Below are 15,038 nucleotides of genomic sequence, written 5' to 3'. Positions count from 1 at the left end.
CCGTCACACTCCCCGTTCTGCTGACACGCGACCGCCGTCGATCGCGGTCAGCAGAGCGGCGTGATCGCGAGCGTTGCGTTTGGCGTAGGCAGCCGCGAACTCCCCGATCGCGAAATCGAATTCGGTTCCATCACCGAGATATTCGGCGATCGCTATCCGATCGGACGAGCGAGCGTGCGCGTAGGCAAGGACCCTGGCGCACAAGCGCCCGTAGAGTTCCAAACCCTCCGGCACCATCTCCTCGATGACTGCCGACCCTTTGCCGTCGCGCAGTTGACGAATGTAGAAATCGTGCTCGCCCTGGTCGAGTCCCGGCCCTCGTTCCCAGCCGAGAAAAATGTCGCTCGTCGCTTGCATCAGTCGTTGCCCGTTGACGACGCGTTCCCCTTCGTTCTTGAAGGTCGGGCCGTCGACGTAGCCGGACAGCACCGAGGGCTGCGCCTCCTTGACCTGCAGAATCAACGGATCGTCATCGTCGACGCCTTTCATGAGGATCATCCACGCGCGTGTTCCGACGCTTCCGACGCCCACGACTTTCCTGGCGATGTGCGTCATCTCGAAGGCGTCGAGGAGAACGCGTCGATCCCATTGCAGTGTGTCGCGATACGACCGGACACGTTGGCGCAACAGGTCCTCGATCTGCGTGAGATCGGTCCCGGCGAACAACTCGTTTGCGGGCACGATCAAGGGCGGATCACTGATGAATCGTCGCCGGCCGTCGACGATTTCGGTGAACTTGCCTGCCGCCTGCACACTGTCGCGGCGGCGAGCCTTGTCCAGCGTCGCTTGTGTGCGCGCGACCATGCGCTTCTTCAGGTCGATTTGGAGAGCCTCGAGTCCGTCCTCGGGTGCGATGTGCGAGTACCAGACTGCAAGATTTCCCAACCCTGCCTGGGTGATCATGGTTTCCCGATACTCGGCCGCGCATCCGCGAACGATCTTCTTTCGCTCCTTGCCCGAAAACCCGTTGTCCTTCGCGGCGATCACCAAACTTGCGGCCAGTCGCTTGACGTCCCATTCGAACGGGCCCGGGTAGGTTTCGTCGAAATCGTTGATGTCGAACGCCAACTTCCGCTCCGGCGTTGCGTAGATCCCGAAATTGCTCAGGTGTGCGTCACCGCAGAGGTGGCTGCCAAGGCCCGAATCCGGGCTGCGTGACAAATCGTCGGCCATCACCAGCGCAGCACCGCGAAAGAACGAGAATCGCGATGCCGACATCCGCCCGTAGCGAATGGGGACCAGGTCCTGGACCCGGGATTGCGCCTGCACTTCCAGCAGCGAAATCGGGTCGCGGTCGCTGTCGGCGAGATCCGCGAGCGCAGCCAGCGGGGTGTCTCTACGCGCCTGGCGGCCGCGGGCCCGCCGCTCGTCGACAGAGAGATGTTCGGTGCGCACTGCTGTCATCTGCCCGACCTTTCACTCGCAACGGCTATCGCTACGAACTCGACGCGTCGGGCATCGCTCGGCCTCCTGATCCGCGCGCCGCGCGTATCAGGAGTTCCGGACTGGACACCAACGCTTTGCGCCACGGAAGTACCCCGTCGATCTCGATCTGAATCGACAGGCTGAGCACGGTTCGAATCAGCACGATCATGCCTAGAACTGCGGCATCGGTCAGCGACGGTGAAGACGTCACCGTCTTGACCAGATCAGCGGCAACAAGAATCTCGAGCCCGAGAAGGATGACCGCGCCCATGGTTTCGCGCAGAGTGCGAAACGCTGAACTGCCGTCGCGCGTTCGAGTCCACGCGCGTCCCGCGATCACAAATGCGAATACGAACCCGAGAACCATGGCGACAACACCGAGTACTTCGAACCATTCGGTGACAAGCTCGAAGAACCTGATTTTGTCCATGGTCATGATTCTCGAGGTAACTCACCGATAAGTCGAGAGGACACGAGGGTGTCAGCTGAAGATCCGCTCGATGCCGTCGAGTCGAAACTGCGTCGCGCGAGGTGAATAGCCCGAGCCCCACAGGCTGTCGTCGACGTAATGTACGTTTCCGGAGCGGACAGCGGGAAGCCGCTCCCACAGCGGGTTCATCGCCAACTGCGCGCGGACATGCTGCTGGTCCTGGAAAGCGCCGACGATGATCACGTCGCTGGTGACCCGATCGAGTTGCTCCGCGGTGAGTGTACGAGTGAACTCCTCCGACGTGGCGCGATCGCCGGGGAATCCGAGGGCGTCCAGAAGAGCGTCGACCTGGTTGTAGACAACACCGTTCTCCCCGGTACGGAGGAGGGTCACCGACGGCAGCGAACCGAGGGCCGAGAGTCGATCCTTGATTGCCAGGAGTCGCTCTTCCGTCCTCGCGTTCAATGCGGTTGCCGCGTCTTCGCGTCGGACCGCGACACCCATGTTGGTGACCAACTTCTTCATCTCATCCCACGTGGGATGTCCGTTGAAGCCGGCGAACACTGGAACACGGGTCGCCGAGAGTTCGTCGTATGACTTTGCCGCATAGGCATTCCGGCGGTCAAAAGCATGAAGATCAGATCGGGCGACGCGCCGATGATGGCTTCCTTGCTCCATGTTCCGGCCGTGTCGAGATTCGGGATGTTCGCCGCCTCCGCCATCTTGCGCAACACCGCGTCGCTGCCCACACCTTCGTGACCGAAGAAGCCGCCGACGATCTTCTCCGGCGACACACCGAGGTCGAGCACCGTCGCCATGGCACTGACATGGGCGATGACCATTCGCTGGGGATCCGACGGAATCTCGACGCGGCCCGTCTCGTCCTGCACGGTGACGAGACCTGCAGACGCCGAGCCCGGCGCCGAGGAAGCCCCTGCGCGTCAGCGCATCGACGATGCGGTTCCACTGCTCGTCTGTATCAAGTGCGGGGTCAGCGTGTGCGGGGTTCAGACAGATCGAGTCGGCACAGTTCCGTCCATTCGTTCGACAGTCGAGAATCTCCTCGATTGTGGCGATCGAATAGTCGAAACTGAACAGGATTTCGAGCCGACATTATTGCTATCCGGTCACACCTTCTTGACGACACTCGACTTCAATTGCATCGGTCCGATGCCGTCGACTTTGCAGTCGATGTCGTGGTCGCCGACGCCCTGAACGAGGCGGATGTTGCGCACTTTGGTACCCGACTTGATACCGGTGGGGCTGCCTTTCACCTTGAGTGTCTTGACAACCGTCACGGTGTCGCCGTCCGCAAGAATGTTTCCGACTGCGTCTTTGACCACACCGTCTCCCACCACACCCGGGTCTTCGCCAGCACTATCGGCCGTCGGCGCCCACTCGTATGCGCAGGATGGGCACACCATCAACGCACCCATTTCGTAGGTGTATTCGCCGGCGCATTCGGGACATGGGGGCAGGGTGTCTTCCACGTGGGTCATCCTATCCAGCCGGCGCCGGTCCCCATTTTTGCACTTCATGAACCACTCTTGAGGAAAATATTGCACTCGATGAAACTTTGCACTCTGTGCAATTATGGATGAAATGGGAACCGAAACACTCGGATTGCGTGAACGAAAGCGAATTGCCACGAGGCAGCTGATCGAGCACACGGCGGTCGAACTCGTCCTCGAACTGGGCTACGACGAAGTGACCGTCGAGAAAATCTGCGAAGCCTGCAATCTGTCGACGCGCACGTTCTTCAATTACTTCCCCACCAAGGACGCCGCAATCGGTGGGCTCATGCTTGTCGTGCCGAGCGAGACGACCATGATCACGCTGATCAACGAGCACCACGACGATCCACTCCGAGGCGCACTCGCGGTCTTCGAAGAGGCGATGCAGATCGTCGACGAACGGCCCGATCTGCTCGCGCACCGACGCGAATTGTTCGAACGGCATCCCACACTGTTGCAACAGCACCTGGCCACGTTCCACGACCTGGAAGACACACTCACCAGACTCCTGACGCGCGAGCTGCGCGGGCGCCCCGAGTATCGACAACTTCCAGCCGACACCGCCGCCGCAGACGAAGCCACCGCGACGGTCATCACAGCGGGCGCAGCGATGCGCTACGTCTTCCGAAAATGGCAGAGCAGCGAACGGGCCGGCCCCCGAACCGAACTGCTGGATCCGGCACTACTCCTGATGGCTCGAATTCTCCGATCCGCGAACTGATTTCGCCAGCCGTCACTCACCTAAGGAACTTCATGTCCACTCGAGAAGCTGCGACCGTCGACCCCGACGGCGCGCACACCGACGCCGCGCCGGACAAACGGTCGATCATCCTCGTTTTTGTCGGGTTGATGATCACCATGCTGCTGGCATCGCTCGATCAGATGATCTTCAGCACCGCGTTGCCCACCATCGTCGGCGAATTGAACGGCGTCAACCACATGGTCTGGGTGACGACGGCGTACATCCTCGCCTCGACCGTCATGATGCCGGTGTACGGAAAACTCGGTGATCTGATCGGGCGCAAGGGCCTCTTCATCGGCGCCATCAGCATCTTCATCGTCGGTTCGGTGATCGGCGGTCTGTCCCACGACATGACCACACTTATCGCTGGTCGCGCAGTACAAGGGCTCGGCGGCGGCGGATTGATCCTGCTGTCCCAGGCGATCATCGCCGACGTCGTTCCGGCCCGGCAACGCGGCCGATACATGGGTGCGATGGGCGGTGTGTTCGCGCTGGCTTCGGTTGCCGGACCCCTACTCGGCGGCTGGTTCACCGAAGGCATCGGCTGGCGCTGGGCCTTCTGGATCAATATCCCCCTCGGCCTACTCGCCATCGCGAGCGCGATGGCATTTCTGCACCTGCGGAAGCCGAACCTCGGCAAGCCTCGCATCGACTATCTGGGCATGGTTCTGGTCGCGACGGCAGCGACTTGTCTGATCCTGTTCACGACCTGGGGCGGAAACACCTACGCCTGGGGATCGGGCGTCATCATCGGGTTGATGATCGGCTGCGTCGTGACGGCAGTGGCTTTTGTCTTCGTCGAGAAGCGTGCCGATGAACCGGTGATACCGATGCATCTGTTCGCTCAGCGCAACTTCGTGTTGACCACCGTCGCCGGCCTGATCATCGGAATCGCCATGTTCGGTGCGCTCGCCTACCTGCCGACCTACATCCAGATGGTGACCGGCAAGAACGCCACCGAAGCAGGATTGATGATGATTCCGATGATGGCTGGCCTGCTCGTCGCCTCCATCGGTTCCGGCCAGCTGGTCAGCAAGACCGGCCGCTACAAGATCTTCCCCATCGTCGGAACGTCGATCGTCGCAGTTGCTCTGGTCCTTTTGTCGCGTCTGACGCCGTCGACTTCGCTGCTGGTCTTCGGTTGCTACATCGCACTCATGGGCATCGGGCTCGGCCTGGTGATGCAGATCCTGATCCTGATCGTGCAGAACACCTTTCCCGCCGCTGAAGTGGGAACTGCCACTGCGTCGAACAACTTCTTCCGTCAGATCGGTGCGTCGTTGGGCAGCGCGATCGTGGGCAGCCTGTTCGCCTCGCGCCTGACCAATCTGCTCTCCGAACGACTGCCGGCAAACGGAGGCGCAGTCGGTGGGGATGAGAATTCATTGACACCGGGAATTCTTTGGAAGTTGCCGAGCCAGGTTCGCGAGATCATCGTCGGCGCATATAACGATGCACTTGCGCCGATCTTCCTCTATCTCGTACCACTGGTCATCGCGGCGGTGATCCTGTTGCTCTTCGTCAAGGAGAAGCCGCTCGCGACGACGATCGATCGCTCAGCACCCCCGCTCGAGTAATTGACTATCGTGGCGTGATGTCGAACGCACCGAATACGCCCAGACGCACTCTCGTTGTTCTGGGCGTATTCGGCGTAGTAGTGGTTGTCGTTGTTTCCGGCGTGCTTTGGTGGTTCGCCCGCGGCGACGACGCCCTTGCCAGCGAGAACCTCGACTCGTTCCCCACGGTGGACCACAGCACGCTGACCGCTCAGCAGAGTGCGCTGATGACCGTCCTCGAACAGGAATGGGCATCAGGGAGCCCCGGCACCAAATACTCCGAGGGTGTCGAAGAATCGTGGTGTGCCGATTTCGTGAGCTGGTCGATGAACCAAATCGGTACGCCCTTTTCGAACCCCAACTCCGGCTCGTGGCGCATCCCCGGGGTGTACACGCTGCAGGAGTATTACGAGTCGGTCGACGCGTTTGTCCCCTACGGCCAGAACTACCAACCGAAGGTCGGAGACACGATCCTGTACGGCGACTCGAGCCCCTTCGGTCAACACGTCAACGTCGTTCTGATCAACGACACCGGCACACTGACAACCGTCGGCGGAAACGAGAACAACAAAGTCATGCTTCATCGCATAGTGCCCTCGGAAGTTCCGGGAATCGTCGGGTTCGGCGTCATCTGAGCCACCCCCCTGCCCTCTTTGCGTGATGAAACTTTATCGATGTGGGCGGTGAGATTTCCGAATTGGTTCGACCGTTGGATGGTGTTGACGGACCGAACATATTCGGATAATTCACTGTTTCCGTCGTTGACAGATGTGGGTCCTTCACGAAGAATCGGACCTGGCAACTAGATTCGTATCCAGCTGTCCCCGACCTCAGACAGGAATTCGATGCGCCCCGGTGAGCTGACCACCTTCGAGCAGATGCAACTCATCGCCCGCGCGGCTGCTGCGCAGGCCATGAGCACTCCGTCGATGCTCCGACTCCGGCTCGGCCACTACCCCACTGGGACACTCGCGCTGCGCAAACGCCCACTCCCCGACACCAAGCTGTGCAGCGAAGCGCTCGATCATGCCAAAGGCTCCCTCTCCCCCGCGGTCTTGAACCACAGCTTGCGCTGCTGGATCTGGGCCGACGTCTTCGCGCAGATCGATGCGATCGAGTACGACCCAGAAGATCTCTTCACCGCGTGCGCCCTTCACGATGTCGGATTGGGTGCAGAGGGATCGGCCGAGCACGGGTGTTTCACCTACATCAGCGCCGCAGACGCGGAAGAACTCACGACCCGAGTGGGTGCCTCGGAGAGATCGATAAAGCGAATCGGCGAAGCGATCCGTCTGCACATGGATCTGACTGTCGATCGCGATGTGGGCGCCGACGCCTATCTGCTGCACGCCGCAGCACATTTTGACGTTGCCGGTCGACGTGCGCCCGAAGTACCGCGAGCAGCTGTTCATGCAGCAATCGCGGAGTACCCACGAACAGGGTTCACCGACGAGTTCGCACAGTCGATGCGGCGCGAGGTCGAGCTCCGCCGGCTCTCTCGCGCGGCGACGCTCTGGAGATCGGGAATGGCTCCGCCGTTGCGAACCAATCCCCTGGATTGGAAGAGCCGCTAACTACGTCCAGTCCAAGGAAGGCGTCGAACATCTTGCAGTGGCCGGCAGCGAGCGCTAGCCACAGCACTTGGCACCGGTTTCGTCGAGCAGACACTGTTTCCAGTCAGCTGGAGCCTGTGTGCACTGAATGAAAACGGTGTCAGGTCCCAGCGATCAAGCAGCCGTCTCGAGGTCGACCAGCAAGAAGTCCTCGCGCCGCGGTCCCCATTCACGATCGGTCAGCTGATACGAGCGCAACGCACGAGGTGCACGGGCCAACTCGTAGAAGCGCTCGGAGCCGCGCACGAACTGCCTCGAAGCCCAACCCCAATCTGTGCCGTGCGGAAACTTCGGGTCCGGCAGCATGTCGGACTCCAACGACATGAGCCGCAGGCGTCGAACTACTCCGGTCGTAGCGGCACCCTCGTCGAAATCGATCCACGCCTGACGCGCATTCGGGTCGTCACGAGAAGTTCCGGCAAGTAGATGCAATGCGCCCGTGACGTCGATCCGAGAAGGCACCGGCAGGTCTGCGTTGAACATGAATTGCAGGGCACCGGCGCGACCGATCGCCGGTTGTTCCGGCTCCCGGACATCAGTGCCGTCGCGAGGCAGTCTCCACATCAACGGTTTCGAACTCACGCGCACTTCCGCGGGCAACGCCCACCCCGGCTCGGCAACCGCCCACCTGCGCGGGCTGTCGACAGTCCACGAGAGTCCCCAACGGACGGTCTCCCCCAATTCTGGAGGGACAAACCACCGAAGACGCAGACCGTCGACGACGACCGGGGTGATCATCGCGTCGAAGTTCGCCGACGCACCGACCACTCGACCGGCTCCACCGCATCGTCCAACCCGAGAACCACGCGCGCAGCATTGCGTCCTTGATCGAACAATGACTGGCGAACCGTGGTCAGCCCGGCGTCCGATGCGGCTGTTGTGTCGTCCCATCCGACGACCGCGACGTCATCAGGCAGCGCGCAGCCGAGTTCACGGATCGCGTCGAGAACACCCAACGCCAGTTCGTCACTCATCGCCAGGACGAGATCGGGCCTTCGGCTCACCGGAACGTCGAGCAGTAAGCGAGCCATTCGCGCCCCCTCGCTCCGCTCGTTGACGGTGACAACCCCGACTCGTACCGACGACCAGTCGAGTCCGGCGTCTCGAACTGCGCGCTCGTAGCCCCTCAGCCGATGGCGGGAAACCGGGAAGAACGCCTCACCCGGATCCACGTCCATCCGGATCTCGGACCGACGCTCGCGATCCCACGGAAGGCTGATCACCGCGGGCCGCAGCGCCCCCGACAACCCGACCGCCGCAATCGCGGTCGCGCCGGCAACATCGTCCATCCCGACGAGATCCACACCCTCGTGCGCCGGCCCGCCTTGAATGCACGCGGGTTTTCCGGTGCCGACAATCGCGTCGAGGATCGGGTCGTCGAAGACTGTCGTCCAGACGACAAAACCGTCTACCGCTGCGTCGCGAACTCTGTCGACGTCTCCGGGTTTCCCCGAGTTCGGCAGCATCATCAATCCGGCATTCGCGTCCAGGCAAGCGTCGGCGACCCCAGACAGGAATCGCCGGGCTACTGCGTCTTCGAAGGCGTAGGTCAACTTCTCGCTGAAGACGACTGCGATGTTGTTGAACTTGCCGCTCCGCAACGACTGCGCCGCTCGGTTCGGGCCCGAGTACCCGAGCTCTTCAGCCGCCGCGAACACCTTGGCCCGTGTTGATTCCGACACGCGCTCGGGCTGCGCGAAGGAGTACGACACCGACATCACCGACACGCCTGCGGCCTTGGCGACGTCGGCCATCGTCGGTCGACTCGAACGCTGTGCACGTGTGGCCATGCGCATCAGCATAGCGAGTGCGGAATATCCATTGCGCTGGTGTGTATCGATACATGTATCGTTACACAGCATGACCGCTCGACTGCCGAAGGCAACCACGCTACGGCTGATGACCCTGGCCGGGGCAGCCTTCGCCTACGTGACGGCTGAAATGCTCCCCATCGGACTCCTCAGCGAAATATCGTCAGACCTCGACGTCACCGAAGGGCGTGTCGGCCTTCTGCTGACCTTCTACGCATACGGTGTCGCCGTCTTGACGCTTCCGTTGATTTCTGCGGTCAAATCCTGGCCGCGCCGACGCGTTGTCGTTTTGACTGTGGCCACCCTCGCGGTGTCGCAACTGGTCGCGGCGTTGGCCGTCAACTATCCGATGCTGGTGATCGGGCGGTTGCTCTGCGCTGCGACGCACGGCGTGTTCTGGGCAGTGGTTGCGCCGGTCGCAGCGACTCTGGTTCCGCGCGGACAGCAGGGCAAGGCCATCGCGATGGTGTACGCCGGCACGTCTCTCGCTTTAGTTCTCGGAGGTCCCCTGTCTTCGGCGATAGGCCAGTCCTGGGGTTGGCGGACTGCCTCGGCGGCAATCGGTGTGGTGGCAGTGATCATCGCTTTCTCACTGCATCGTGCGTTGCCCGAAATGCCGGTCGATCAACACCATCGGAGCAAGCGAGACAAGCCGAAGCCGACACCGGAGATGAGAGGGGCACTCGCCGTCATTTGCGCGGCGACGCTGTTTGCTGCCCTGGGGCAGTTCGCGTCGTACACGTTCTTCACACTTCTGGTGGAGCAGAGTCTTGGCTCGTCCGGTGGCATCCGTACCGCGATGCTTCTGGTTTACGGCGCCGCCGGCGCAGTCGGAGTGTGGGTCGCCGGAAAGTACTACGACCGCCGCCCGCGCCTCTTCACGCTCATCTCGATCGCGACGGTGGCAGGCGCGCTGGCCATCTTCTGGCTCTTGGCGCCGTCGATGGGAGCGTTCGCAGTTGTCGCCACGATCTTGTGGGGCGCGGCGTTCACCACCGTTCCGATCTGCCTACAGTCCTCGGTTCTGCGCGCCGTCCCGATCGGGACCGATCGTGCCTCGGCCGTTTACGTGGTCGTGTTCCAGATCGCGATTGCGACGGGCGCGTTGCTCGGCGCCGCTGTCGTCGACGGTGGTGGAATCTCGCATCTCGCGGGAATCGGGGTCGCCCTCATGATCGGTTCGTTGGTGATAGTCGGGTTCGGCCGACACGCATTTCCCCGCGAACCACAGCGGTCTACTCACTCCCCCACCGACGCGGCAGCCAACCTCGCGTCGTAGATCAGGGTGTAGCGCCAGAACAGTCGCCTCTTGATCCGGCTACCTGGCAAATACCGGGCGGCCGCGCGCCGGACGTCAGCCATCGACTCACCAGCTTCCGCGGTGGGAGCTGTCATCGACTTCAGCTGCTCCACCGCGGCCTGTCGATGCTTGACCACGCCGACGACGGGATTGCAGACGGCCGCCAACACCGAGAGGAGTCCGTCGGTCACTGTCGTCGATCGATAACACCCGACTACGACGAGCCGACCGCCTGGTTCGAGCAGGCTGCTCAGGCGTTTCATCGATTCTTCGAGTGGAAGATGGTGCAGCGCCGCTACGACCGTGATCGCGTCGTACTTCGCCACGGACGCGAAGTCCTCGATTCGCCGCGCTTCGATGATCACGTTCTCGTCATCGACAAACCTGGCGAGCACGGCGGCCGAGGTGGTGGGGTCGGGTTCCACACCGACCACCACGTCGAACCGCGTGCGCAAGAGGTCGATCAGATTGCCCGTCCCGCACCCCACGTCCAGGGCACGCCCGGACCTGATCCCGCCCAGATTGCGCAGAATCCACCGACCGTAGTGATCGTTGTGACTCCACGGATGGCGCCGGTTGAAACCGTCCAAGCGAGTAATCACACCCATACCCGACGGTATCAATCCGCGCCTCCGGAGCCAGACGTCACAATCGCGGGTCGACCGGCTCCGATTCGAGAGCCAACACCGCGAACACTGCCTGGTGTGCGCGCCATAACGGTTCGCGGTCGACGAGCCTGGATACCGCCTCCATGCCGAGCGCGTACTCGCGCAGCGCCATCGACTGCTTGTGCCCGAGGTTGCGATTGCGTAGCCGAGCAAGCGTCGACGGTTCGAGGTAGTCGGCGCCGTAGATCAGTCGCAGGTACTCACGACCGCGAACCTTGATCCCCGGCTGAACCTTCGCGTTGTACCCGCGAGGTCCGTGAATCTGATTCGCCAGCGGTTTGACGACCATCCCTTCACCGCCCTCACCGGTGAGCGACTCCCACCATTTTTTCGCTTCCGACACCGAGTCTTCGGAGCCGAGATCGACCACCAGTCGACGTGTGGTGGTAAATCGATTCGGCTCGGCCGAGGCCAGGCGGTCCGCAATTCCGAGGTGCCATTCGTGATCCCGATCCCCGTACGACTGGCCCTCGGTCGCCAAGACCTGAAACGGAGCGATGGTGACTCCGTCCAGCCCGTTCGTCGGCCACACGTACCGTCGGTAGGCCTCGCCGAAGCGCTCGATACTCACGGCCCGAACCGATGTCTGCTCGAACATTTCCGCCACGTCCAGACCCCTCGATCCTGCCTGCGCCAACATTGCCTCACGGGCGGCGAGGTCAGTTCGCCCCGCCGCCGCGACCGACGCGTACTGCGAGCGCAGCAGACCTTCCGCTTTGACGTTCCATGGCAACAGTTCGCAGTCGAGGAGCAGCCAGTCGGTGCCCAGCTCTTCCCACAACCCAGCGGAGGTGACTGCGGCGGCGATGTCGTCGACCAACTTCTGAGTCAGCTCGTCGTCGAAGAACTGGCGGCCGGTGCGGGTGTGCACCATGCCGGTGAGCGCATCCGGTGCGTCGAAGCGGGACCGAGCAACCGATCGATCACGGCACACGAGCACCACTGCCCGCGAACCCATGTGCTTCTCTTCGCAGATGACCGTTCCGATTCCGGCGGCCCGGTATGCGTCGAACGCGGTCGACGGGTGTTCGAGATAGTCGTCGGATTGGGCCGTCGCGCACGGCGCCATGGTCGGCGGTAGGTATCGAAGCCATTGCGGCGCGACCGCGAAGCGACTCATCACTTCCAAGGCGCCGGCGGCGTTATCGGTGCGAACGGACACTCGACCGCGGAGTTCAGTGTCGACGCCGGTCGTTTCGAGGACGTCGGCGAGATCGAGCACATCTGGATCGCGAGTCGGCGGAGCCAGCGGCACGATCGGCTCGTACCAAACCTGCTCGGCCGGAACCGACACGATCTCGCGCTCCGGGTATCGAAGTGCGGTCAGAGATCCACCGAACACACAGCCGGTGTCGAGGCAGGCGGTGCTGTTGATCCATTCCACCTCGTGTACCGGGGTATGGCCGTAGAGGACCATGGCAGATCCTCGGTAGTCCTGCGCCCACGGGTATCGAACCGGCAAGCCGAATTCATCCGTCTCACCGGTTGTTTCACCGTAGAGCGCGAAGCTCCGCACTCGTCCGGACGCCCTGTTGTGGTAGTCCTCCTTGAGACCGGCGTGCGCGACGACGAGTTTGCCGTCGTCCAGGACGAGGTGCGCCACCAGCCCGTCACAGAAGTCGACGACGCTTTCGCGGAACTCCGCCGTCTCGGTGGCGAGTTGCTCGAGCGTCTCGGCCAGTCCGTGACTCGCCGTGACCTTCTTGCCCCGCAGCGCTTTGACGAGTTTGTTCTCGTGGTTACCCGGAACCGCTATCGCATGTCCCGCCGCGACCATCCCCATCACCAGACGCAGCACACCGACCGAATCCGGTCCCCGATCGACGTAGTCTCCGAGGAAGACGGCAGTTCGCCCTTCCGGCGGCACGGCATCGACAGCGCCGCCATCCGTTCCGTAGTCGACGGTGTAGCCGAGTTTCGCGAGCAGCGTCTCGAGCTCACTTCGACATCCGTGGATATCGCCGATGACGTCGAACGGGCCACGCTCGACGCGCAGATCGCTGCGGAGCGGGTGACGCGAGAACTCGGCTTCGGAAACCGCGTCCGCGCCTCTGAGGACGTGAACCGAACGGAAACCTTCCTTACCCAACCCGCGAAGCGAACGAGTCAACTGCTGGTGCTGGCGGCGAATGACATCGCGTCCGAACGTCCGATCAGCGCGAGCCTCGTTACGTGCAGCACAGACCGATTCCGGAACGTCGAGCACAACCGCAACCGGCAGTACGTCGTGATCGCGAGCCAACGAAACGAGCCGCTTGCGCGCGGCGGGCTGAACGTTGGTCGCGTCAATCACCGTGAGACGTCCGCGTCGAAGACGCTTGGCTACGACGAACTCCAGCACTTCGAAAGCGTCGGACGTCGATTCCTGCGAATTCGGATCGTCACTGACCCACCCTCTGAAGGTGTCACTCGAAAGAGTTTCGTACTCACCGAAGTGACGCGCAGCAAAGGTCGACTTCCCCGAGCCACTGACGCCGATGATTACCACAAGAGCGAGGTCTGGAATCTCGTACACCGTCATGACGTTCGTGCCTCCTTCGTGAAGATCGCCAACTGCGTCGGCCCGCCGAGGACCGGATCGATTGTTCCGACAAATTCGAACTCCACGGAATAGCCATGGGCTCGGGCTGTTTCGGTTGCCCAGTCGCCGAATTGGGTTCGGGAAAACTCGAACCTGTGATCCGGGTGCCTGAACTCTCCCTCCGCCAACGCCGGATACAGCACGTTGTAGTCGGCATTCGGAGTAGTCAGCAGCACATACTGCGGCGCTGCGTCCACGAAGACCGATCTGACCAATGCCGGCAGGCGCGCCGCGTCGACATGCTCGACCACCTCCATCAGCACGGCTGCGTCGAAGCCTTTCAACCGTGCGTCGCGGTAAGTCGCGGACGACTGCATCAAAGACACACGTTCACGTTGGACGTCGGACATTTCGGTGAACTTCAATCTCCGCTGCGCCCGCGTCAGTTCGCGCGCGCTCACATCTACGCCGACAAGTTTGTCGAATTGTGCGTGGGGCATCAGCGCCTCGATCAGTTTCCCTTCGCCGCAACCGATGTCGACAATTGTTCGAGCATGTAGTCGCTGTAGCGTCGCCGAAACTGCGTCGACGCGAAGCCGTGCGAGCGGCGGATCCGGGCGCGGCAGTTCGATCTGCACCTCCGCTTGTTCGGGAATCAATCGGTCGACTACCGATTCGACCAGGTCACGTCGACGAGCCAGGTAGCGGGACATGATCAGCGCGGAATCCGGATGCGAAACCAACCACTCTCCGGCGACACGGATCAACTTGTCTGCCTCGTCCGGTCCCACCCAGTAGTGCTTCACGTCGTCGAGTACCGGCAACAGCACGTAGAGGTGCCGAAGGGCACTCTGCACGGTGTGTTCCCCGGTGAGTGTCAGCGACACGAAGTCGGAGTTTCCCCAATTCGGCAGGTGCGGATCAAGTTGCACCGGAGTCGCTGTCACATCCCACCCCAGCGGCTCGAACAGACGGCCCGGCAAGTCGGCATCGCCGCCGCACGGAACCACCGGAATCGACACCGTCAACGCGAGTTCTGCCTCGACGAGTTCCGGATGCGACTTGCACGTTCCCGTCAACGCGGTACGGAACAGCTTCGACAGAGCAACCGAGAGTATCGACGACGCCGCATACGGTCGGTCGTTGACGTACTCCCCCAGCGAAAAGTTGTCACCACTCTTTCCGCGCCGGTACCTACTCTGGACCAGCTCGATGGGATCGACATCCACAATTACTGCCACAGTTGTTTTTTCGGCCGAGGCTTCCGGGTACAGAACCGTGGCGGTGCCGATCGCCAAGTCGAAAGTTTGCACTCGGTCGGGATGTTTGTGCAGCAGGTAGCTCAACGCAGTCGCATCAGGAGTGCGTGAGGACGGGATGGACGTCAAAGTCAATAGCACCAGGCGAATGTAGCCTGGCAGACGTCCGGAGCGCCTCCGATTTACGCGCCCCGCAGCA

At 62.1% G+C, this 15,038-nt stretch carries 15 protein-coding genes; 5 read left to right on the top strand and 10 right to left on the bottom strand.

The window, feature by feature from the left end:
* Window positions 1–3: 3 nt before the first annotated feature.
* The 5 genes from QM716_RS13515 to QM716_RS13495 all read right to left on the bottom strand — a co-directional run bounded on the left by QM716_RS13515 (window position 4) and on the right by QM716_RS13495 (window position 3,354).
* Complete coding sequence (locus QM716_RS13515) at window positions 4–1,404, bottom strand: DUF2252 domain-containing protein (RefSeq protein ID WP_283304606.1); 1,401 nt, start codon at window positions 1,402–1,404, stop codon at window positions 4–6.
* A 31-nt stretch (window positions 1,405–1,435) separates the two neighbouring features.
* Window positions 1,436–1,855, bottom strand: a complete 420-nt coding sequence (locus QM716_RS13510) for a DUF1622 domain-containing protein (protein ID WP_283304605.1) — start codon at window positions 1,853–1,855, stop codon at window positions 1,436–1,438.
* 51 nt (window positions 1,856–1,906) lie between these two features.
* On the bottom strand, window positions 1,907–2,380 hold the full coding sequence (locus tag QM716_RS13505; RefSeq protein WP_283304604.1) for an ABC transporter substrate-binding protein: 474 nt from the start codon (window positions 2,378–2,380) through the stop codon (window positions 1,907–1,909).
* Window positions 2,377–2,745 (bottom strand): TroA family protein, encoded by a 369-nt coding sequence (locus tag QM716_RS13500; RefSeq protein WP_283304603.1) that lies wholly within the window; start codon window positions 2,743–2,745, stop codon window positions 2,377–2,379. Before QM716_RS13500 ends, QM716_RS13505 begins: the two co-directional genes overlap by 4 nt.
* A 237-nt stretch (window positions 2,746–2,982) precedes the next feature.
* Window positions 2,983–3,354, bottom strand: coding sequence for a zinc ribbon domain-containing protein YjdM (locus QM716_RS13495; RefSeq protein ID WP_283304602.1), 372 nt, complete (start codon window positions 3,352–3,354; stop codon window positions 2,983–2,985).
* 103 nt (window positions 3,355–3,457) lie between these two features.
* Here QM716_RS13495 and QM716_RS13490 point away from each other — a divergent pair, with 103 nt between their 5' ends.
* From QM716_RS13490 to QM716_RS13475, 4 genes are all read left to right on the top strand, one after another.
* Complete coding sequence (locus tag QM716_RS13490) at window positions 3,458–4,090, top strand: TetR/AcrR family transcriptional regulator (protein ID WP_283304601.1); 633 nt, start codon at window positions 3,458–3,460, stop codon at window positions 4,088–4,090.
* Window positions 4,091–4,122: 32 nt separating this feature from the next.
* Window positions 4,123–5,688, top strand: a complete 1,566-nt coding sequence (locus QM716_RS13485) for an MDR family MFS transporter (RefSeq protein ID WP_283304600.1) — start codon at window positions 4,123–4,125, stop codon at window positions 5,686–5,688.
* A gap of 17 nt (window positions 5,689–5,705) precedes the next feature.
* On the top strand, window positions 5,706–6,302 hold the full coding sequence (locus QM716_RS13480) for a CHAP domain-containing protein (RefSeq protein WP_283304599.1): 597 nt from the start codon (window positions 5,706–5,708) through the stop codon (window positions 6,300–6,302).
* Window positions 6,303–6,512: 210 nt separating this feature from the next.
* Window positions 6,513–7,241: an HD domain-containing protein gene (locus QM716_RS13475; RefSeq protein ID WP_283304598.1), complete on the top strand. Its 729-nt coding sequence runs from the start codon at window positions 6,513–6,515 to the stop codon at window positions 7,239–7,241.
* A 153-nt stretch (window positions 7,242–7,394) separates the two neighbouring features.
* Here QM716_RS13475 and QM716_RS13470 read toward each other — a convergent pair whose 3' ends face one another.
* Both QM716_RS13470 and QM716_RS13465 read right to left on the bottom strand, forming a co-directional pair.
* Window positions 7,395–8,048 (bottom strand): hypothetical protein, encoded by a 654-nt coding sequence (locus tag QM716_RS13470; RefSeq protein WP_283304597.1) that lies wholly within the window; start codon window positions 8,046–8,048, stop codon window positions 7,395–7,397.
* The gene (locus tag QM716_RS13465) at window positions 8,015–9,070 is read right to left on the bottom strand and encodes a substrate-binding domain-containing protein (protein ID WP_283304596.1); all 1,056 of its coding nucleotides are present in this window, start codon (window positions 9,068–9,070) and stop codon (window positions 8,015–8,017) included. The genes QM716_RS13470 and QM716_RS13465 overlap by 34 nt, the downstream gene beginning before the upstream one ends.
* Window positions 9,071–9,140: 70 nt before the next feature.
* On the opposite strand from QM716_RS13465, the gene QM716_RS13460 reads away from it, so the two are divergent.
* A complete protein-coding gene (locus tag QM716_RS13460; protein ID WP_283304595.1) occupies window positions 9,141–10,370 on the top strand; it encodes an MFS transporter in 1,230 nt (409 codons plus the stop codon).
* On the opposite strand, the gene QM716_RS13455 is transcribed toward QM716_RS13460, so the two are convergent.
* The 3 genes from QM716_RS13455 to QM716_RS13445 are packed head-to-tail and all read right to left on the bottom strand — an operon-like array spanning window position 10,331 to window position 15,001.
* Entirely contained in the window at window positions 10,331–10,999 is a 669-nt protein-coding gene (locus QM716_RS13455) for a class I SAM-dependent methyltransferase (protein WP_283304594.1), read from the bottom strand. The two genes, QM716_RS13460 and QM716_RS13455, sit on opposite strands and share 40 nt — an antisense overlap.
* A 37-nt stretch (window positions 11,000–11,036) precedes the next feature.
* The gene (locus QM716_RS13450) at window positions 11,037–13,580 is read right to left on the bottom strand and encodes a polynucleotide kinase-phosphatase (RefSeq protein WP_283304593.1); all 2,544 of its coding nucleotides are present in this window, start codon (window positions 13,578–13,580) and stop codon (window positions 11,037–11,039) included.
* Window positions 13,577–15,001 carry a 3' terminal RNA ribose 2'-O-methyltransferase Hen1 gene (locus QM716_RS13445; protein ID WP_283304832.1) on the bottom strand — a complete coding sequence of 475 codons (1,425 nt, stop codon included), beginning with the start codon at window positions 14,999–15,001 and terminating at the stop codon, window positions 13,577–13,579. The genes QM716_RS13450 and QM716_RS13445 overlap by 4 nt, the downstream gene beginning before the upstream one ends.
* Window positions 15,002–15,038 lie beyond the last annotated feature (37 nt).

This window comes from Rhodococcus sp. IEGM 1409 (assembly GCF_030056735.1).
Taxonomy (GTDB): Bacteria; Actinomycetota; Actinomycetes; order Mycobacteriales; family Mycobacteriaceae; genus Rhodococcus_F.
The sequence above is the reverse complement of the archived record's forward strand: the minus strand, read 5'-3'. Positions and strand labels throughout refer to the sequence as shown.